The sequence below is a fragment of the Dactylosporangium sp. CA-139066 genome (assembly GCF_050936175.1).
Taxonomy (GTDB): Bacteria; Actinomycetota; Actinomycetes; order Mycobacteriales; family Micromonosporaceae; genus Dactylosporangium.
In genome coordinates, this window is record NZ_JBNJNH010000002.1 from 228,150 (window position 1) to 248,159 (window position 20,010).

Here is a 20,010-nt window from a genome sequence, read left to right on the forward strand (position 1 = left end):
GCCGGCTTAGCCGGTCCCGGCCTTGTAGCCGACACCGCGCACCGTCAGGATGATCTCCGGCTTCTCGGGGTCCGGCTCGATCTTGGCGCGCAGCCGCTGTACATGGACGTTGACCAGGCGGGTGTCGGCCGCATGGCGGTAGCCCCACACCTGCTCGAGCAGCACCTCACGGGTGAACACCTGGCGCGGCTTGCGGGCCAGGGCGACCAGCAGGTCGAACTCCAGCGGGGTCAGCTTGACCTCGTCGCCGTCGCGCATGACGGTGTGCGCCGGCACGTCGATGGTGATCTGGTTGCCCGGTGGCCCTATGGTCAGCAGCTCCGGCGCCACGTCCTCGCCGCGGCGCAGGCGGGCCCGCATCCGGGCGACCAGCTCCTTGGGCTTGAACGGCTTCATCACGTAGTCGTCGGCACCCGACTCCAGGCCCAGCACCACGTCGACCGTGTCGCTCTTGGCGGTGAGCATCACGATCGGCACGCCCGACTCCGCGCGGATGGACCGGCACACGTCGATCCCGCTCATGCCCGGAAGCATCAGGTCGAGCAGGACGATGTCGGGGCGGGTGTCCCGGAAAGCGCCGAGAGCGCGCTCACCGTCGGCCACGAAGGAGGGCAGGAAACCCTCACTGCGCAGGACGATGCCGAGCATCTCGGCGAGGGCGGGGTCGTCGTCGACCACCAGGACACGGGCTCTCATGCGGTCCAATATTTCACCTCATCGCCCCTCCGTGGGAATCCGCCAAGGATCTTGGAATTTTCGTGCCCGTACGTGTCGATCTTGCAACTGTGCGTAACCCGGTCCTCCGAAGTCGCCCGCACCAACTACGGTGTCCGGCGTGGAGATCCGCGCCGTGATACCGATGCGTCCGCTCACCTTCGGGGAGCTGCTGGACGCCGCGGTGTCGCTGCTGCGCGCCCAGGCGCCGCTGCTCCTCGTCGCAGCGCTCGTGCTCGCGGGCTGCGAGCAGGCGCTCCTGTATCCCCTGCGCGAGTGGTCGGACACGCAGCTGCCGTATTTCGGGCCCCACGCCTCCCGCTTCGGCGAGTCCTGGGTGGCGTTCTGCATCGGGATCAGCTCGGAGGCGACCATCATCGCGCTGCTCGGCGGCCTCGCCGGCGCCGCCGCCGGTCCCGGGCTGCTCGGCCGGCCCACGCGGGCGCGGGAGCTGCTGCGCCAGGCCGGCGGGCGGGCCCTGCCGCTGCTCGTGGTCGCGCTGGCCACCGCGGCGCTGGTGTTCGTCACGTCGCTGGTCGGGCTGCTGTCCTTCCCGCTCGTCTTCGGGCTGCTGGGGCTGGCCGCGCCCGCGCTGGTCGTCGACCGGGTCGGCCCCTTCCGGGCGATCGGCCGCTCGTTCAAGCTCGCCGGCAAGGGCCTGCGCGGCGCGGCGATCCGGGTCGGCGGTTACGTCAGCTGGGCCCTCATCCGCATCGCGCTCGGGCTCGGCGCCTCGGCGCTGCTGGAGATCTGGCTGCGCGACACCGATGTGGTGTACACCATCGCCATGATCGCGATCTGGGCACTCATCGATGCCGTCGCGTATGCCACGCTCGCCTGCATCGATGCGGTGCTCTACCTGGAGGTCCGGATGCGGGTCGAGGGGCTCGACGTGGCGATCGGGCGCCTGCGCCGCCTCGGCCGCCCGATCGACCTGGCCAACTCCGTCATCCTCGGGGCGGCGGTGCGATGACCCGGGCGTGGGACCTGCTCCTGCAGGCCGTCGACGAGCTCATCGGCGTGCCGCTCGCGTGCGTCCTGCTGTTCGTCGCGGCGGTCATCATCGGCCTGCTGTACTACTTCTACCCCCGCTGGATCCCGAAGAGCTTCCCCCGGCTGCGCATGGGCCGCCAGCGCGCCGACGAGGAGAGCGAACAGCTCGACGTCGACGTCGAGCTCGAGGACGACGAGCCGGAGCCCGATCCGCCGGCCGACTACCAGGAGGTGCCCGAGCTGCCCGCGCACGTGTTCGCCTCGCTGGCCGACCGCCTGGCCGCCGAGGGGCGCTTCGCCGAGGCCGTCCGGGAGCGGCTGCGGTCGATGGTCCGCGGCCTGGTCGAGCGCCAGGTCCTCGAGCATCGCCCCGGGATGACGGTCACCGAGCTGGCGCGCGCGGCGGGGGCGGCCGAGCCGGCCGTCGAGGCGCCGATGCGCAACGCGTCGGGGATCTTCTCCGATATCTGGTACGCCGAAAGGCCCGCCACCGCCGAGCACGACCACGAGATGCGCCGTCTCGCCGCGGAGGTGAACCGATGAGGCCCGCCGCACCCCCGAGCACCTCCGCCGCCGGCACCACCGCAACCGGAAGTACCACCGCGACCGGAAGTACTGCTGCGGCCGGAAGTACTGCTGCGGCCGGAAGTACCGCTGCGGCCGGAAGTACCGCTGCGGCCGGAAGCGCCACGAGGAGACCGCGCAGCTGGCGGTGGCTGCGGCTCGTCGGGCCGCCGCTGGCCGTGATCCTCCTCGTGCTGCTCGGCATCGGGTTCTACCAGTTCGGCGAGCCCAGCGACAAGGACGCCGACTTCCTGTCGCCGGACAGCCACGCGGGCATCGGCTCGGCCGACCTCGCCGACAAGGTCCGCGCGGCCGGCGTCACGATCATTCCCGAGCGCAAGACCTCGGATGCGCTCGTCGCGGCGTACAACGGCAACGCCACGCTGCTCATCACCACGCCGCAGCTGGTGCAGAACCTCTACCTGCGGATGATCAGGGTCCTGCCGGCGTCGACGAAGGTCGTGATCGTCGAGCCCGACGCCGGGACGATCATCGACGGCCTGCTGCCCTTCCACGCCCTGCGCCGCAACTACGCCACCAAGGTCGCCGGGCCGGGCTGCAGCTACTCGCCGGCGGCGAAGGCCGGGCCGGCCGAGGTCGAGCGCACCCGATACGGCGGGTTCGAGCCCGAGCTCGGCCGGATGGTCGAGCGCTGCTACCACGACTCGCTGTTCGTGTACGAGCGCGGGGCCGCCACCGTCACAGTTGTCGGGTCGTCGTACCCGTTCCGCAACGACCGGCTCGGCAACGACGGCAACGCCGCCCTCGCCACCGGCCTGCTCACCGGCGCGCCCAAGCTGATCTGGCTCGACCTGCACCACCTCGAGCCGCCGCCGGCCATCGCGAGCGACCCGGCGCTCGCCGGCGGGCCGCTCGCGCCGCCGTCGCTGCGCCCGGTCCAGCCGGGCGAGACGGACGAGGACTTCCCGATCGAGAACCACAAGCTGCAGCGGCCGCCCGCGGGCGAGCCGGGCGGGGGCGGCAGCGCGCCGCCGGAGCCGGAGGATCCGCCCAACCCGCTGTGGTACGCGTTCCCGAAATGGGTGTACCCCACGACCTCGCTCGTCCTGCTCGGCGCCCTCGTGCTCGCCGTGGCGATGGCGATCCGGCTCGGCGCGCCCGTGGTCGAGCCGCTGCCCGTGGCGGTGCGCTCGAGCGAGACCGCGCTCGGCCGGGGACGGCTCTACCAGCGGGCCCGCGCGCGGCCGGAGGCGCTGCAGATCCTCCGCGACGCCGCCCTGGCCCGCCTTTCCCGGCTCCTGCGCCTCGATCCGGCGGTGGACCGCCGGGTCCTCACCGACGCCGTGGCGGCCCGCAGCGGGTGGCCCGCGGCGACGGTCGCGCACGTGCTGTTCGGGCGGCCGCCGGCGACCGACGCCGAGCTGGTCGCCGCCGCGACGGCCCTCGAGCAGCTGGTCGAGGCGGCGACGGCGGAGCGCACCGAGGCAACACCGGACGCGAACGCGGCACCACCGCCCGCCGCGGCGGACGTTTGGAACGCACCACCTGGTACGACCGGGGCATCGGCGCCGGGCGAGACAGATGAAGGAGAGCCACGGTGACCGACATCGCCACCCCGCTGATCGAAGGCTCGCCGGAGGCCGGCGCGCAGCAGGCCCGGGCCGCGCTCGGGCGCCTGCGCGCCGAGGTCTCCAAGGTCGTCGTCGGGCAGGACGCCGTCGTGACCGGCATGGTCATCGCGCTGCTGGCGCGCGGGCACGTGCTGCTCGAGGGTGTGCCCGGCGTCGCCAAGACGCTGCTCATCCGTACCATTGCCGCGGCTCTTGATCTTGACTCCAAGCGGGTGCAGTTCACGCCCGACCTCATGCCCGGCGACGTCACCGGGTCGCTGATCTTCGACAGCCGCAGCGCCGAGTTCCAGTTCCGGGAGGGGCCGGTGTTCACCAACCTGCTGCTCGCGGACGAGGTGAACCGCACGCCGCCGAAGACGCAGGCCTCGCTTCTGGAGGTCATGGAGGAGCGGCAGGTGTCGGTCGAGGGGCGCCCGCGGCCGCTGCCCGAGCCGTTCCTGGTCGCCGCGACGCAGAACCCGATCGAGTACGAAGGGACGTACCCGCTGCCGGAGGCCCAGCTCGACCGGTTCCTGCTCAAGCTCACGGTGCCGCTGCCGACGCGGGACGAGGAGCTCGGCGTGCTGCGCGCGCACCACCAGGGCTTCGACCCGCGGCGGCTGCGCGACGCGGGCGTGCAGGCGGTGGCCACCGCCGCCGACCTGGCCGCCGGGCGCGCCGCGGTGCAGCGGGTGGCGGTGGCGGAGGGCGTCCTGGCGTACATCGTGGATCTCTGCCGGGCGACCCGCGTCTCGCCGTCGTTGGAGCTCGGCGCCTCGCCCCGCGGCGCGACCGCGCTGCTGGCGGCGTCGAAGGCGTGGGCGTGGCTGACCGGGCGGGAGTACGTGACCCCGGACGACGTCAAGGCCCTGGCCCGCCCCACGCTGCGCCACCGCGTCCGGCTGCGGGCCGAGGCGGAGCTGGAGGGCGTGACCACCGACGCCGTGCTCGACTCGGTGCTGGCCACCGTGCCGACCCCTCGATGAGCGCCGGCCTGGGCGCGAGAGGCGACGCATGATCACGTGGCGGGCGGCGGGGCTGATCGGCGCCGGTGCGGTGCTGCTGGCGGTCGTCGGCCTCGTCGCGGGCTCGGCGATCTCCGCGCCGTGGCTGTGGTCCGCCGCCGGCCTGATCGTGCTGCTGGTCGCCGCCGCGTGCGTCGTGGACTTCATCGCCGCCGCGTCGCCGAAGCTGCTGCGCCTGAGCCGCTCCGGTGACCAGGCGCTGTGGCTCGGCGAGAGCGGCGAGGTCCGGCTGCTGCTGCAGAACCGCTCCAACCGGGTGCTCACCGCTCGGGTCCGCGACTCGTGGGTGCCGTCGGCGGGGGCCACGCCGGCCACGCACGACGTGCGCATCGAGCCGGACCGCGGGGTTGCCGTCGCCACCCGCCTCACCCCGACGCGGCGCGGGGACCGGGAGGCCGTGCGCGTGATGGTGCGCTCGTTCGGGCCGTTCCGCCTGGCGTACCGGCAGACGAGCCGGAAGGTCGCCGACCGCCTGACGCCGGCGTGGCGCGTCCGGGTGTACCCCGCGTTCAGCTCCCGCCGGCTCCTGCCCGAGAAGCTGTCGCGCCTGCGGATCATGGACGGCTCGGTCGTGACGCGCGGCCGCGGCCAGGGCACCGAGTTCGACACGCTGCGGGAGTACGTGCTCGGCGACGACGTCCGCTCCATCGACTGGCGCGGCAGCGCCCGCCGCTCCGACGTCGTGGTCCGCACCTGGCGCCCCGAGCGCGACCGGCGCCTCGTGTGCGTGCTCGACACCGGCCGCACCTCGGCCGCCCGCATCGGCGACGAGCCGCGCCTCGACGCCGCCATGGACGCCGCGCTCCTGCTCGCCTCGGTCGCGGCGCGCGCCGACGACCGGGTGGACCTGCTGGCGGTCGATACGGCCGTACGCGCCTCCGTCACCAACGTCGAAAAGCGCACGCTGCTCTTCCGCCTGGTCACCGCGATGGCGCCGCTGGAGCCGGCCCTCGTGGAGACCGACTTCGGCCTGGTCGCCGGCGAGGTCCTGCGGCGCGAGCGGAAGCGGGCGCTGGTCGTGCTCTTCACGGCGCTGGAGCCCGGGGCGCTCGGGGAGGGCCTGCTGCCGGTACTGCCGCAGCTCGCCGCCCGCCACAAGGTGATCGTGGCCGCGGTGCACGATCCCGAGCTGGCGCGCATGGCGCGGGTGGCGCCGGGGGCGAGCGCCGCGGACGTGTACTCGGCGGCGGCGGCGCAGCGGGCTTTGGCCGAGCGGGAGCGGGTGGCGGCGGCGCTGCGCCATCACGGCGTGGAGGTGGTGGACGCGCCGGCCGACGAGTTCGCTTCGCGGCTGACGGATCACTATCTCGCGCTGAAGCACACCGGCCGCCTGTAGCTGGTCGCGTCCGCGGCCTTCGGTGCGACAAGTCGGGCACTCCGTGCCACGACTTGTCGGATTTTTCGCCTGTCAGGCGAAAAATCTGTTTCGGGCCGATCGTGGAGCGGGGAGAACCCATGGCGGAAGGTCGATCGCCGCCTGCCGAACGGAGAGGCTTGCGCCGCGGGCCCTACCGCACCGCCGCCCGCCGAGCCGACAGACCCGCGCCGCGGCTCGATCGCCGCCTGTCAAGCCGATCGCGAACCGGCGCTCGCCTGCCGCGGGCGCAAGCCGGATCGAGGGCGGACCGGGCCGCCGCGAGCTTGTTCGCCGTGCCGATCGCTAGTCGACGTCCGAGCACCGATGCCGGAAACCGACCGGAGCGCAGACTGACCCACAGCCTGGATTCGACCGCCACCCGCCGAATCCGTCGCGGAGCCGATGCCCGAGCGTCGTGCGACGCAAACGCGCATATACGAAATGTCGGATATGTCGTGGCGCGGAGCGCCCGACATATCCGGATCCGCTCCGGGTGCCGCGCGGCGCGGCACGGCGCTGGGCGAAGCCCGGCGCGGCACGGCACGGCACGGCGCAGGGCGAAGCCCGGCGCGGCACGGCACGGCACGGCACGGCGCAGGGCGAAGCCCGGCGCGGCACGGCACGGCACGGCGCAGGGCGAAGCCCGGCGCGGCACGGCACGGCGCAGGGCGAAGCCCGGCGCGGCACGGCGAGGCGAGGCGAGGCGGCGAAGCCGCGGGCTACGTGGCCGGGAGAGCCGCCTGGACGATCTCGCCCTCCGCCTCCGTCGTGGCGCCCTCAACGTGCGCCTTGCGGCCGAGCATGAAGACGTAGACGAAGAAGCCGATCCAGACCAGGAAGCCCGCGAGGTCCTTCACGACGTACGGGACGGGGGCCGGCGTCACGAAGGCCTCCAGCAGGCCGCTCACCAGCAGCACCGCGATCAGGCCGAGCGCGACCAGAATGCCCTCCGACGCCGTCTCGGCCAGGGCCCGGCCCCGGGTGCGGAACGGGCCAGGTGCGACCCAGGCCCAGCCGATGCGCAGGCCGACGCCGGCGCCGATGTAGACCGCCGTGAGCTCGAGCAGGCCGTGCGGCAGGATCAGGCCCCAGAAGACGTCGCCGTGGCCGTAGGCGATCATCACGCCGCCGATGAGGCCGACGTCGAAGGCGTTGGCGAAGAGCAGGTAGATGACCGGGATGAAGGCCACGCCCGAGGCCAGGCACATGCCCGTGAGCAGGGCGTTGTGGGTCCAGACGCGCAGGAACTGGTTCTGCGGCATGTACTGGCTGTAGTACCCGGCGAAGTCCTGGTTGACGAGCTGGTTGATCTGCTCGTCGGTGGCGAAGTAGCCCGCGACCTCCGGGTTGTTGACGATGTACAGCATCACGGCCAACGACAGCATCGTGAACACCGTCGCCACGCCGCACCACCACGGCCAGGCGCGGTACACGGTCAGGGGGAACGTCCTGGCGAAGAAGCGGCCGACGCCCGCCATGGAGAACGACGGGGAGCCGGTCAGCGCGTTTCGGGCGGCCAGGACGAGCCGGGACAGGCGCGCGACCAGGATCGGGTCGGGCGAGCGGCTGCGGATGAGCGAGAGATGGGTCGCCGCGCGCTGGTACAGCGCCACGAGCTCGTCGGCCTCGGCGGCGTTGAGTCGCCGGCGGCGGGAGAGCTGCTCCAGGCGCCGCCACTCACCGCCGTGCTCGGCGACGTACGCATCCAGGTCCACCCCGGCAGCGTAGACGGACGGGGCACCCCCGGGGTGACCCGTTGTAGGACACTGTCAGCCATGAACGATCGCACGGCACCGGCGACGACCGTCGACCGGCTGGTCAGCGGCGAGGCCGTCGAGCTCGAGGTGCGCGTGGCCCGGGCCGGGTCGCGGATCCTCGCGCTGATGATCGACATCGTGCTGCAGGCGATCCTGCTGTTCGTGCTGATGATCACCACCACCTTCGCCGGCGTCCTCGCGGCGAGCACCGGCGTGCTCGACGGCGGGCTGATCGAGGCGTTGTTCGTGGTCGACCTGGTGATCGTGCTGATTGTTTACCCGGTGGTCTGGGAGACGCTGCTGCGCGGGCGCACGCCGGGCAAGCTCGCGATGGGGCTGCGGGTCGTGCGCGACGACGGCGGCCCGATCCGGCTGCGCCAGGCGCTCGCCCGGGCGCTGGTCGGCCTCGCGATCGAGTGGCCGGGGCTGCTGTTCCCGGTGGTGTCCTGGCTGTTCTCGCTGATCGTGCTGATGCTCAACCCCAACGGCAAGCGCATCGGCGACCTGGTGGCCGGCACCATCGTGATCCACGAGCGCACGCCGGCCGCCTGGGGGTGGGTGCCGGCGATGCCGCCGCAGCTGGCCGGCTGGGCTTCGCTGCTCGACCTGACCGGGCTCGACGACAGCCTGGCGCTGGCCGTGCGGCACTTCCTGGCCCGCAACCGCCAGATCGGCGAGCCGGCCCGCACCGCGCTCGGGCAGGCCCTGGCCAGCGAGGTCGCCGCCTGCACCACCCCGCCGCCCCCGCCGGGCGTGCCCGGCTGGGCCTACCTGGCGGCGGTGCTCGCCGAGCGCCACCGCCGGGCGAGCCACCGCCTGGCCCGGGCCCGTGCGGTGTCGGCGAGCGTGTGGCCCGCCCTGACCCCGCAGCGTCCGGCCGCGATGCTGCAACCACCGCGGCCGGTCGCGACGCTGCAACCGCCGCGCTAGGAGCCCTCGCGCCGGCCCGGGCGGTGCCGGCGAGCGTGTGGCCCGCCCTGGCCCCGCAGCGGCCGGTCGCGACGCTGCAACCGCCGCGGCCGGTCGCGATGCTGCAACCACCGCGCTAGGAGCCCTCGCGCTGGCCCCATTCCTGGATGTTGTACGTCGGACCCCAGACGGACGGGTTGTCGCGGATGTTGGCGTACTCCTGGTAGGTGAACGTCAGCGTCGGCCGCTGCATCAGCGGCAGCACGTAGGCGTCCTTCGTCAGCAGCTCGTCCGCCTGGTTGAGCGTGTCGGCGGCGTGGCGGGGGTCGACGTCCATGGCCGCGGCGTGCACCAGGCGGTCCAGCGCCGGGTTGGTGTAGCCGCCGTAGTTGCCCGGCGCCCCGGTCGCCCACCGCTGCTCGGGCGCGCTCTGGTACAGCGGCCCGCTCACCCAGTCGCCGAGGACCAGGTCGAAGTCGCCGGCCGTGAGCGTCTGCGCGAGGCCCTCGGTGGTCTCCGGCCGGGCCTCGATCCCGATGCCCTTGAGCGCCGCCGCGATCTGCTCGGCGGCCACCGCGCGCATGGCGTTGTCCTTGTCGTAGCGCAGCCGCAGCGCGGGCACCGGCTCGGCGGCCTTGGTGACCAGGTGACCGTTCTCGATCTTGTACCCGGCGTCGGTGAGCAGCTTCTTCGCCTTGTCCGCATCGCCCGAGCCCTGGCCGGTGCCGCTGACGACGTCCTTGTAGCCGGCGTCGCCGGGCACGAAGTTGTGGCTGCCCAGCGGCTTGAGGTTCTTGTCGACCGTGCCGTACGTCTTCTCGATGACGGTCTTGACGTTGACCGCGGTGAACATGGCCCGGCGCAGCACCGGATCGGCCAGGTACTTGTTGCGCACGTTGAGCGTGAGCTGCTCCCACCTGTAGCTCTCGCCGACCTCGTGGATCACCCCGGGGGTGGCGGCCAGCCCGCTGAGCAGCGCCTGGCTCGGCGCGGGCGACATGCCGGTGAGCTCCTTGGCGCGCACGGCCGGCAGGATGGCCGCGGGGTCCAGGACGAACTTGAACGTGATCCGGTCCAGCGAGGGCTTCGTCTTGCCGTACCACTTGTCGTTCTTCTTCAGCACCAGCGCCTGGTCCTTGGCGTAGGACTCGATCTGGTACGGCCCACCCGACCACGTCGGGACGGTCTTGGCGAACCAGTCCGCGGCGCCGGCCACGCCCTCGGGCTTGGCCAGGTCGAAGCCCTGCTTGGTGGCCAGGTGCGACGGGTACAGCCCGTCGTTGGAGAAGTCGCCCTTCCAGTCGCCGAAGGTCTTGCCGTCGGCGAAGGTCAGCGTGACCGTCTTGCCGCCGTCGGAGCCGACGATGCTCTTGATCACGTCGTACCCGGTCGTGGTGGCCGGCGTGCAGGCCGAGCAGTGCGCCGGGTTCCCCGAGTTCTGCTTCCACGTGAGGATGAAGTCGTCGGCGGTGATCGGGATGCCGTCGCTCCACACCGCGTCCGGACGGATCTTGTAGACGACCGTCTCGGGGTTCTGGTTGGTGATGTCGGCGGAGATCACCAGGTCGGCGTTGGGCTGGAGGCGGCCCTGCGGGTCGACCTGGAACACGCGCGGCAGCAGGCCGGCCATCGCCTGGCGGGTCGCCTGCGTGCCGCCGTCCTTGGCGTTGACGTTCCAGCTGGTGACCGGCTGATCGAGGCCGTAGGTGTACGAGCCGCCCAGCTTGATCTCGCCGCCGTTGCACGTGGTCGGGTTCTTCTCGCAGTCGTTGAACCCGATCGTGGCCGTGGGTGACGGCTTGGCCCCGCCGCCGGTGCATGCGCCGAGCATCAGCCCGGCCGCCGCGAGGACGACAATCGAAGCCCGCATCTGCCTTCCAGTTACAAAAGCCACCCGGCCACCATAGGGGGCGAGCCTAGGCGAAGAGGGCACGACCCCAGTAGTCGTCGGCCGCGTTGATGCCCGGCGGGCAGGCGAACAAACCGCTGGACTCGTGGCGGATGTACTCGTTGAGGGCGTCCTGGCGCGACAGGCGCGTCTGGATGGGCACGAACTGCTTGCGCGGATCACGCTGGTAGGCGATGAAGAACAGCCCGGCGGCGAGGCGGCCGAGGCCGTCGGAGCCGTCGACGAAGTTGTACCCGCGGCGCAGCAACCGGGCGCCGTCGTTGAACTGCTGGTGGGCGAGGCGCACGTGCGCGTTCATGGCGATGGCCGGCTTACCGTCCGTACCGACGGCGGAGAAATCCGGCTCGTCGAACTCCTTGGCGCCGCTCAGCGGGGCACCCTCCCCCTTGTTGCGCCCGACGATCGCCTCCTGCTCGGCCAGCGAGGTCCGGTCCCACGTCTCGATGACCATCCGGATCTTGCGGGTGACCATGTAGGAGCCGCCGGTCATCCACTCCTCGCCGTCGCCGGACCGCACCCACAGCTGCTCGTCGAGCAGCTGGGTGTCCTCGGCCTTGAGGTTGGCGGTGCCGTCCTTGAAGCCGAACAGGTTGCGCGCGGTCTGCTGGCTGCGTGAGGTCGAGGAGGTGCGCCCGAAGCCCAGCTGGGACCAGCGCACGCTGACCACGCCGAAGCCGATGCGGGCCAGGTTGCGCACCGCGTGGACGGCCACCTGCGGGTCGTGCGCGCACGCCTGCACGCAGATGTCGCCGCCGGAGATCTCGGGCTTGAGCGCGTCCTTGGCGAACTTCGGCAGGTCGGCCAGCGCGGCCGGGCGCTTCGCGGCGATGCCGAAGCGGTCCCTGCCGTCCGCGTCCCGGAACAGCGTCGGGCCGAAGCCGATCGTGATCGTGAGGCCGGACGGCGGCAGGCCGAGCGCCTCGCCGGTGTCGTCGGGGGCCGCCTCGGGGGCGCCGCCGACCGCGCCGATGACGCCGGCGTCCTTGCCCGCCGTCATGCGCGCCGCCGCCGCGGTCCACTTCTGCAGCAGCTCGATCAGCGCCTCGCGCTTGTCGGTGATGACGTCGAAGGCGACGAAGTGCAGCCGGTCCTGCGCGGGCGTGACGATGCCGGCCTGGTGGGGGCCGTAGAACGGCACCGCGGCGGCGGCATCGTTGGCCTGCGCCGGCTCGGGGTCCTCGAACACCTGCAGGCCGACGACCCCGCCGGCGGCGGCGCCCAGGGCACCGGCCCCGGCGAGGCCGATCATCTTGCGACGGTCCATGTCCCTCTCCCGGCAGCGCGCCCGGCCCGCGGACCGGGCGCGCCTCGCGTGTGAGCTACTTGGCGGCGACCAGCGGGGCGACCTTGCTGATCGGCTCGGCGAGCGCGTTGATCGCGTCGCCGAGGCTCTTCAGCTGGGCCTCCGACAGCTCGTTGTGCAGCTTCCAGCCGTCGCCGTTGCGGTACTTGTCCAGCTCGGCCTGCGCCGCGGCGAACTTCTCGTCGAGCGTCTTGGCCAGCGCGGCGTCCTTCTCCTCGATCACCGGGCGCAGCGCGGCGATCGCGGCGCGGGAGCCCTCCAAATTGGCCTGGAAGTCCCACAGGTCGGTGTGCGAGAAGGTGTCCTCCTCGCCGGTGATCTTGCCGGTGGCCACCTCGTCGAGCAGCTCCTTGGCCCCGTTGGCCAGCTCCAGCGGGGACAGCTCGACGGTCTGGGCCTTGTCGACGATCGTCTTCACGTCGGCGAGCAGCTTGTCGGCGGTCGGGCCGGACTTCGAGATGTCCTTGGTGACCCAGAGGTCCTTCTCGATCTTGTGGAAGCCGGTCCACTCCTGGCCGGGCTCGAGGTCGGCCTCGCGGGCGTCGATCGCCGGGTCGAGGTCGCCGAAGCTCTCGGCCACGGGCTCGATGCGCTCCCAGTAGGTGCGGGCGATCGGGAAGAGCGCCTTGGCCTTCTCGACGTCGCCGGCCTTGACCGCGTTGACGAACTCGGTCGTCTTGTCGATCAGCGCACCGGTGTTGTTCTTGACGTACGTCTGGTAGTCCTTCGTCGCCTGCGCGAGCTTGGCGTCGTCGGTGAGCGGCTTCGTGTCGCCCGTGGCCTTGAACGAGCCGCGGATGCCGTTGCCGACCATGCCCGGCTTGCAGGCGGTCTCGTAGGTGCCGGCCGGCAGCTCCACGATCAGCTCGCGGGTCAGGCCGGGCGCCACGTTCTCGACCTCGCCGACGATGCGGTCGCCGGTGGCGTACACGTAGAACTCGGTGACCTTGCCGCCCTTGTTGCTGACGGTGAAGGTCACCGGCCCCGACACGACCTCGGTCTTCTCGACCTTGCACTCGGTGTCGGTGGCCGTCACCGCGATCTTGCCGTTGCCGGCGCCACCGGGCGCAGCCGCGTTGTCGGCCTTGTCGTCGCCGCAGGCGGCCAGGCCGAGGGCCAGGGCCGGGACGGCGCCGAGGGCGAGCAGGCGTGTTTTACGCATGGTTCTCCTACGAGAGGGGGTGGTGACGCGGCTCAGGCGTTGGTGCTCGCCGGCTGCGGCGCCGGCGCGGGTGCGGCCGGCTTGCGCAGCAGCGGCAGCAGGAAGAGAACGAGGACCGGCACTCCGTAGGCGACCCAGGCGATGGTCTCCAGGACGGACGGCTGGGGCGTGAAGTTGAACATGCCGCGCAGCAGCTCCGCGTACCACGCGGTGGGCGGCAGCGCCCCGGTGAGGTCGAAGGCGTGGTTGTTCAGGCCCGGCAGGAGGTTGGCCTCCTGCAGGTCGTGCACCCCGTACTTGAAGATGCCGGCGGCCACGAGCACGAGCAGGGCGCCGGTCCAGGTGAAGAACTTCGTCAGGTTGATCCGGATGGCGCTGGCGTAGAGCAGCCAGCCGAGCACGACCGAGGTGGCGAGGCCGAGCGTGATGCCGACCAGCGGCTGCCAGGTGTCGGAGCCCTGAGCCGCGGCGAAGAAGAGGATCGAGGTCTCCAGGCCCTCGCGGGCGACGGCCAGGAAGGCCATGCCGGCGACCGCCACCGCGCCGACCTGGATCGCGTCCTCGAGCCGGCCGCGCAGCTCCTTGGCCATCTGGCGGGCCATCCGGCGCATCCAGAAGATCATGAAGGTGACGAACACGACGGCGATCAGCGAGGCGATCGCGTCGACCATCTCCTGGTGGGGGCCGGAGAGGTACGCGGTGCCGGCCTGCAGCAGCGCGGCCACCCCGATGGAGAGCAGGGCGGCCGCCGCGACGCCGGTCCAGACCCATTTGAGCAGGTGCTTGCGGTCACTCTTGACCAGGAACGCGACCAGGATCGACACCACGAGCGTGATCTCGAGTCCTTCACGCAGTCCGATCAGGTAGATGGCGGTCATACCGAGCTCCGCAGGTTAGCCTTCTCTTACTTAGGTCAGCCATACCTTAGACCTCATTGACCGGAGGCTTCAAGCCGCGGGGGGTTGAGTGAACCTGGTCATGCTGGTGAACACCAAGGGCCCCGCCGGTGTACGCCGGCGGGGCCCTTGTGCGAACGCGTCAGAACGCGACTGCGTCAGTACCGGTAGTGGTCCGCCTTGTAGGGGCCCTCGACCGGGATGCCGAGGTACTCGGCCTGCTTCTTGGTCAGCTCGGTGAGCTTGACGCCGAGGGCGTCCAAGTGCAGCCGGGCGACCTTCTCGTCGAGGTGCTTGGGCAGCGTGTACACGCCGATCGGGTACTCGTCGGTCTTCGTGAACAGCTCGATCTGGGCGATCGACTGGTTCGCGAAGCTGTTGGACATCACGAACGACGGGTGGCCGGTCGCGTTGCCCAGGTTGAGCAGGCGCCCCTCGGACAGCACGATGATCGAGTGGCCGTCGTCGAACTTCCACTCGTCGACCTGCGGCTTGATGTTGATCCGCGTCACGTCCGAGCGGCGGGCCAGGCCGGCCATGTCGATCTCGTTGTCGAAGTGGCCGATGTTGCCCACGATCGCCTGGTGCTTCATCCGGCCCATGTGCTCGGCGGTGATGACGTCGAGGCAGCCGGTCGCGGTGATGAAGATGTCGGCGGTCTCGACGACGTCCTCGATGGTGGCGACCTGGTAGCCGTCCATGGCGGCCTGCAGCGCGCAGATCGGGTCGACCTCGGTCACGATGACCCGGGCGCCCTGGCCGCGCAGCGACTCGGCGCAGCCCTTGCCGACGTCGCCGTAGCCGAAGACCACGGCGACCTTGCCGCCGATGAGCACGTCGGTGGCGCGGTTGATGCCGTCGATCAGCGAGTGGCGGCAGCCGTACTTGTTGTCGAACTTCGACTTGGTGACCGAGTCGTTGACGTTGATCGCCGGGAAGAGCAGCGTGCCGTTCTGCTGCATCTCGTACAGCCGGTGCACGCCGGTGGTGGTCTCCTCGGTGACGCCCTTGATGCCGGCCGCGATGCGGGTCCAGCGGCGGTTGTCCTCGCCGATGGAGCGCTGCAGCAGCCCGAGGATGACCGCGTACTCCTCCGAGTCGGCGGTGTCCGGCGACGGGACCGCGCCGGCGCCCTCGAACTCTGCGCCCTTGTGCACCAGCAGGGTGGCGTCGCCGCCGTCGTCAAGGATCATGTTGGGGCCCTGGCCGTCGGGCCACACGAGCACCTGCTCGGTGCACCACCAGTACTCTTCGAGGGTCTCGCCCTTCCAGGCGTACACCGGGACGCCCGACGGCTTCTCCGGGGTGCCCTCCGGCCCGACGGCGATGGCCGCGGCGGCGTGGTCCTGGGTCGAGAAGATGTTGCAGCTGGCCCAGCGAACCTGCGCGCCGAGCGCGACGAGCGTCTCGATGAGGACCGCGGTCTGGATCGTCATGTGCAGCGAACCCGTGATCCGCGCGCCCTTGAGGGGCTGCGTGGCCGCGAACTCGCGCCGGATGGCCATCAGGCCCGGCATCTCGTGCTCGGCGAGCTGGATCTCCTTGCGCCCGAAGGCGGCGAGGGACAGATCGGCCACCTTGAAGTCACCATCGGCGACGGTCTTCGGCGGCGGCGTGCTGGTCAATGCGATCTCCTGGTCTGCATAGGCGAACGGCGACCCTTCACGTTACGCGGCACGGGAGCGGCACTCCAATCGACCCTTGGACAGCGCACGGGGCGGTGAGATTACTCCCACCGCCCCGTGCTTCCCCCCGGTTTGGTTCCCCCGCATAAGGCTCGGACCCGGTCTCAAACCCTGCGTAACTGAAAGACTACCGTCCGCAACTCAGATGTCAAGTAAATCCTCTTAAGTCGGACACGCTCCCTTGCTTGGCTAGCGCAAGTCACGACAAGTCGGGCGCTCCGCGCCGCGACTTGTCGGATTTATACGTCGTCAGGCGATAAATCGGTCGCGCGGTGTTGGGGCAGGAACGCGAGATTCGGTACCCGCAGCGACACAACGGCAAGCCGCAACGCCCTGCACGAGCCGGCCGCCACCAACGCAGCGGCCGAAAGCGCGAGACCGGAGACGCAAGCCTCAGCGCACGTAGCAACGCACCGCGCCGCACGATGACAAGCCGCAACGCCCCGCCCGAGCCGGCCGGCAACGCACCGGCCGAAGGGCGAGACGGAAGACGCAAGCCGCGGCGCGCGGCAACGCACCGCGCCGCAAATGCAAGGCCGCCGGGCGGGGCGAGCGAAACGCTAAGGCGCGCGGCCCCGAAGGATCGCGCGCCTGGACGCAAAAGGCTCCCCGAGCTACTCCGGCGTCGCCGCCTGGAACGCCTCGCCCGAGCCGCTCACCGACAGCTGCGGCCGCGCCGCCGGCGCGAACGCGGCCTGCCCCTGGGCCAGCGTGACGGGCACGACACCGTCGTCGACCCGGATCGAGCCGCGCGTGCACAGCACGATCCGCGGGCCGTTGCCGGGCAGGCGCACCGCCGGGGTCGTCTCGTCGAGGACCGCGCGGTGCAGGGCGAAGTCGGGCACCGGCACCGGGTACGACGACAGGGCCGGGCTCAGCTCGATCGGCCGCGTGACCGGGTCGTCGAGCACCTCGAAGCGCAGCACCCGCAGGAGCTCCTCGACGTCGACGCGCTTCGGGGTCAGGCCGCCGCGCAGGACGTTGTCGGAGGCGGCCATGATCTCGACCCCGACGCCGCGCAGGTAGGCGTGCAGGTTGCCGGCCGGCATCCAGACGGCCTCGGCCGGGCGCAGGCGCACCCGGTTGAGCAGCGTGGCGACGATGACGCCGGTGTCGCCCGCGTACTGCTCGGCGAGGGAGACGACGAGCCCGTAGGCCGGCTGCTCGGCCGCGCGCGGGCGGCAGGCCGCCACCACGTCGGCGACCAGCTCCTGGTCGGGCGTGGACAGCAGGCCGCCGACCGCGTCGTGCAGCGCGGCGGCGACGTCGGAGCGGGACAGGGCGTCGATCGTCGGCTTGAGCCGGGCCACGCCCAGGGCGGCCAGGTCGCGCGCGGCCTCGGCCGGGTCGCGGAAGCCGCACAGGGCGTCGAAGTCCGTCAGCGCGACCAGCATCTCCGGCTTGTGCCAGGCGTCGACGTAGGAGGGGTGGCCCGCCGCGTGCGCAGCGCGGGCCCGCTCCAGCGTCGGGTGGGCCTGCAGGGAGAGCGGCTGGGCGGCGGCGAGCACCTTGAGCAGGAACGGCAGCCGGGCGCCGAAGCGCTCGACGTTGGCCGCGCCGAGCATCTTCGGCGGGTCGGCGGCGATGGCGTCGACCAGCGACGTGCCGCTGACGGCGAGGCGGGACGGGCTGGCCGGGTGGGCGCCCATCCACAGCTCGGCCTCGGGCTCCTCGGTCGGGGTGGGCCGCCCCTGCAGCGTGGCGATCGCGGTGCGCGAACCCCACGCGTACTTGCGGATGGGGCTGTCGAGCAGTTCCACGGTCAGTGCGCCTCCGTCGTCGCGACCGCGGCGCCGGACTCGGCGGCCTTGCTCGCCTGGTAGATGTCCGGCTCGAGGTAGATCACGCGGGCGATCGGGACCGCGGCGCGGATGCGGGCCTCGGCGGCGTCGATGCCGCGCGCGATCTCGTCGGCGGTCTCGTTGTGCCGGACCGCGATCTTGGCCGCGACCAGCAGCTCGTCGGGGCCGAGGTGCACGGTGCGCATGTGGATCACGCACTCGACCTCGGGGCCGTCGGTGATCGCCTTCTCGATCGCCTCGACCTGCTCCGGGGTGGCCGACTCGCCGACCAGGAGGCTCTTCATCTCCACGGCCAGCACGCCGGCCACGGCGATGAGCAGCGCGCCGATGGCCGCCGTGCCGATGCCGTCCCAGACGCCGTTGCCGGTGAGGAGGGTCATGCCGACGCCGAAGAGGGCCAGCACGAGGCCGATCAGCGCGGCGAAGTCCTCGAGCAGGATGACCGGCAGCTCCGGCTCCTTGGCCCGGCGGATGAACTGGACCCAGGTCGCCTTGCCCTTGATCTTGCGGGTCTCGCCGATCGCGGTGCGGAAGGACAGGCCCTCCATGATGATCGCCGCGACCAGCACCGCGACCGGGACCCACTGCCAGGAGTGGATCGGCTCGGGGTGGCTGATCTTGTGCCAGGCCTCGTAGATGGCGAAGACGCCGCCGACGAAGAAGAGCACGACGGCGACGATGAACGCGTAGATGTAGCGCTCCCGGCCGTAGCCGAAGGGGTGCCGGGCGGTGGCGCGCCTCTGGGACTGCTTGCCGCCGAGCAGCAGCAGGCCCTGGTTGCCGGAGTCGGCGACCGAGTGGATCGCTTCGGCAAGCATCGAGGACGAGCCGGTCAGCACGAACGCGACGAACTTGGTGACGGCGATGCCGAGGTTGGCGGCCAGCGCCGCCAAGATCGCCTTCGTCCCACCTTCAGTGCTCACGGACTGACCAGCTCCTTCATCTCGGACACCGCCGGAACGGCCATGGGGTCGAAGCCGTGCGCGAGGCCCAGGTAGATCGAGGCGAAGTCCGGCACGGCGACGAGCGAAGCCAATCGTTCCAGAGCGGAGCCACCCTCCGCGGTGATGAGGCTCACCCGCACGCCGCGGCGCTCGGCCAGCTCCTGCACGGCCTCGGCGCGGCGCTCCTCGACCGCGACCGGCTCGTCGCCCTCCTCGTCGTCGCTGGTCAGGCCGCCGTCGCGCAGCAGCACCAGGCGCAGGCGGGTCGCTGAGCTGTCGCTGTCCTCGGGGTCGGCGAAGATGTCCCGATCGGCCTCGGCGAGGCCGCCGTAGACGCCGTCGAGCAGGCCGACCCGCCCGCGGCCGGCCTCGCCGAGCGCGCCCACGACCGCGGGGTAGCGGGCGTTGGCCGACAGCGTGTCGCCGAAGCGGCGGGCGGCGACGGTGGCCAGGGGCGAGGAGCCCCAGACGATCGGCACCGAGTGGGCGAGGTCCAGCGCGAGGCTCTTGCCGGGGTTGACGAACGACTCGAGCGCCGTGCGGCAGCGCTCGGCGTCGGCGTCCAGCCGCGACGCGGTCTCGGCGAAGTCCGCCTCGTTGACCTTGACCAGGCCGAGCTGGCGGCCGGCCAGCAGCACCGGCACGGCCAGGCCCCAGAGGCTGGCCCGGGCCGGCGCGCGCCGCGGCACCGGGATGAACGGCGCGCGGAAGCGGTCGGCGAGGGCGTGCAGCTGAGTGTCCGGCGCGCCGATCGCGACGAGCCGGGCGCCGCGGCGGCCGGCGGCCTCCGCGGCGGCGAGCGCCTCCGGGGAGCGGCCGGACGCCGAGACGGCGATGACCACGTCGGCGGCGCCGACCCAGCCGGGGATGCCGGCGCTGCGGTGGGCCAGGACCGGCACCGGGCAGCGGGGCCCGGCCACGGTCTCCAGGATGTCACCCGTGCGCGCGGCGGTGCCGACGCCGGCGATGACGACCGCGCGGGGCCGGCCCTCGTCGGCCAGCGCGCTCAGGTCGGTCTCGGCGGCCAGGCTGGCCGCCTCCCGCACCTGGGCGCCGGCCGACGCCGTGGCGCGCAGCATGCCGCCCGGGTCGTTGCGCTCCAGCGCCTCGGCGTTGTCGAGCAGCGCCAGGTCGACCTCGCGATGTCCGCGGACCCCCGCGGTTCCCTCAAGCGGGTTCACTGCTCCCCCTCCTCGTCGGCGGTGTCCGAAGAGGTGCCCGGGGCGGCCTCAGACGAAACGGCCTCGTCGAGCAGCAGCACCGGGATGCCGTCGCGGATCTCGAAGATCCGCCCGCATTCGGTGCAGGTCAGCGTCTGCGCCTCCGCGTCGAAGGTCAGCTCGGCGTGATGTTCGTCCGGGCAGCGCAGGATCGAAAGCAGGGCGGGGTCCACGGACACGCGTTCCAACTCCTTTATGG

General features: G+C 72.0%; 17 protein-coding genes. 6 read left to right on the forward strand and 11 right to left on the reverse strand.

Translation table 11 applies throughout. The annotated features are described in order from the left end of the window. Positions 1–6 precede the first annotated feature (6 nt). A complete protein-coding gene (gene mtrA / locus ACQEVU_RS45590) occupies positions 7–696 on the reverse strand; it encodes an MtrAB system response regulator MtrA (RefSeq protein ID WP_392802508.1) in 690 nt (229 codons plus the stop codon). A gap of 139 nt (positions 697–835) precedes the next feature. Here mtrA and ACQEVU_RS45595 point away from each other — a divergent pair, with 139 nt between their 5' ends. The 5 genes from ACQEVU_RS45595 to ACQEVU_RS45615 are packed head-to-tail and all read left to right on the forward strand — an operon-like array spanning position 836 to position 6,203. Continuing rightward, complete coding sequence (locus ACQEVU_RS45595) at positions 836–1,687, forward strand: hypothetical protein (protein WP_433335810.1); 852 nt, start codon at positions 836–838, stop codon at positions 1,685–1,687. Next, positions 1,684–2,250 carry a DUF4129 domain-containing protein gene (locus ACQEVU_RS45600; RefSeq protein WP_433335812.1) on the forward strand — a complete coding sequence of 189 codons (567 nt, stop codon included), beginning with the start codon at positions 1,684–1,686 and terminating at the stop codon, positions 2,248–2,250. Before ACQEVU_RS45595 ends, ACQEVU_RS45600 begins: the two co-directional genes overlap by 4 nt. Next, complete coding sequence (locus tag ACQEVU_RS45605) at positions 2,247–3,833, forward strand: DUF4350 domain-containing protein (protein ID WP_433335814.1); 1,587 nt, start codon at positions 2,247–2,249, stop codon at positions 3,831–3,833. The genes ACQEVU_RS45600 and ACQEVU_RS45605 overlap by 4 nt, the downstream gene beginning before the upstream one ends. Beyond that, a complete protein-coding gene (locus ACQEVU_RS45610) occupies positions 3,830–4,828 on the forward strand; it encodes an AAA family ATPase (protein WP_433335816.1) in 999 nt (332 codons plus the stop codon). The genes ACQEVU_RS45605 and ACQEVU_RS45610 overlap by 4 nt, the downstream gene beginning before the upstream one ends. A 28-nt stretch (positions 4,829–4,856) precedes the next feature. Next, entirely contained in the window at positions 4,857–6,203 is a 1,347-nt protein-coding gene (locus ACQEVU_RS45615) for a DUF58 domain-containing protein (protein ID WP_433335818.1), read from the forward strand. A 740-nt stretch (positions 6,204–6,943) separates the two neighbouring features. Here ACQEVU_RS45615 and ACQEVU_RS45620 read toward each other — a convergent pair. Next, positions 6,944–7,939 carry a stage II sporulation protein M gene (locus ACQEVU_RS45620; protein ID WP_433335820.1) on the reverse strand — a complete coding sequence of 332 codons (996 nt, stop codon included), beginning with the start codon at positions 7,937–7,939 and terminating at the stop codon, positions 6,944–6,946. Positions 7,940–7,999: 60 nt separating this feature from the next. Here ACQEVU_RS45620 and ACQEVU_RS45625 point away from each other — a divergent pair, with 60 nt between their 5' ends. Then, positions 8,000–8,911 (forward strand): RDD family protein, encoded by a 912-nt coding sequence (locus tag ACQEVU_RS45625; RefSeq protein WP_433335822.1) that lies wholly within the window; start codon positions 8,000–8,002, stop codon positions 8,909–8,911. A gap of 115 nt (positions 8,912–9,026) precedes the next feature. On the opposite strand, the gene ACQEVU_RS45630 is transcribed toward ACQEVU_RS45625, so the two are convergent. The 9 genes from ACQEVU_RS45630 to ACQEVU_RS45670 form a co-directional block, all read right to left on the reverse strand. Continuing rightward, entirely contained in the window at positions 9,027–10,760 is a 1,734-nt protein-coding gene (locus ACQEVU_RS45630; protein WP_433335824.1) for an ABC transporter family substrate-binding protein, read from the reverse strand. A 46-nt stretch (positions 10,761–10,806) separates the two neighbouring features. Next, positions 10,807–12,063, reverse strand: coding sequence for an iron uptake transporter deferrochelatase/peroxidase subunit (gene efeB, locus ACQEVU_RS45635; RefSeq protein WP_433335826.1), 1,257 nt, complete (start codon positions 12,061–12,063; stop codon positions 10,807–10,809). A gap of 55 nt (positions 12,064–12,118) precedes the next feature. After that, the gene (efeO, locus tag ACQEVU_RS45640; protein ID WP_433335828.1) at positions 12,119–13,264 is read right to left on the reverse strand and encodes an iron uptake system protein EfeO; all 1,146 of its coding nucleotides are present in this window, start codon (positions 13,262–13,264) and stop codon (positions 12,119–12,121) included. A 32-nt stretch (positions 13,265–13,296) separates the two neighbouring features. Next, positions 13,297–14,142 carry an iron uptake transporter permease EfeU gene (gene efeU / locus ACQEVU_RS45645; RefSeq protein WP_433335830.1) on the reverse strand — a complete coding sequence of 282 codons (846 nt, stop codon included), beginning with the start codon at positions 14,140–14,142 and terminating at the stop codon, positions 13,297–13,299. A 176-nt stretch (positions 14,143–14,318) separates the two neighbouring features. Continuing rightward, on the reverse strand, positions 14,319–15,785 hold the full coding sequence (gene ahcY / locus ACQEVU_RS45650) for an adenosylhomocysteinase (RefSeq protein WP_433335832.1): 1,467 nt from the start codon (positions 15,783–15,785) through the stop codon (positions 14,319–14,321). Positions 15,786–16,459: 674 nt separating this feature from the next. After that, the gene (manA, locus tag ACQEVU_RS45655; RefSeq protein WP_433335834.1) at positions 16,460–17,605 is read right to left on the reverse strand and encodes a mannose-6-phosphate isomerase, class I; all 1,146 of its coding nucleotides are present in this window, start codon (positions 17,603–17,605) and stop codon (positions 16,460–16,462) included. 2 nt (positions 17,606–17,607) lie between these two features. Beyond that, on the reverse strand, positions 17,608–18,570 hold the full coding sequence (locus ACQEVU_RS45660) for a cation diffusion facilitator family transporter (RefSeq protein WP_433335836.1): 963 nt from the start codon (positions 18,568–18,570) through the stop codon (positions 17,608–17,610). After that, positions 18,567–19,772 carry an SIS domain-containing protein gene (locus ACQEVU_RS45665; RefSeq protein ID WP_433335838.1) on the reverse strand — a complete coding sequence of 402 codons (1,206 nt, stop codon included), beginning with the start codon at positions 19,770–19,772 and terminating at the stop codon, positions 18,567–18,569. Before ACQEVU_RS45665 ends, ACQEVU_RS45660 begins: the two co-directional genes overlap by 4 nt. Then, a complete protein-coding gene (locus tag ACQEVU_RS45670) occupies positions 19,769–19,990 on the reverse strand; it encodes a Trm112 family protein (RefSeq protein WP_433335840.1) in 222 nt (73 codons plus the stop codon). Before ACQEVU_RS45670 ends, ACQEVU_RS45665 begins: the two co-directional genes overlap by 4 nt. Between the last annotated feature and the right edge of the window lie 20 nt (positions 19,991–20,010).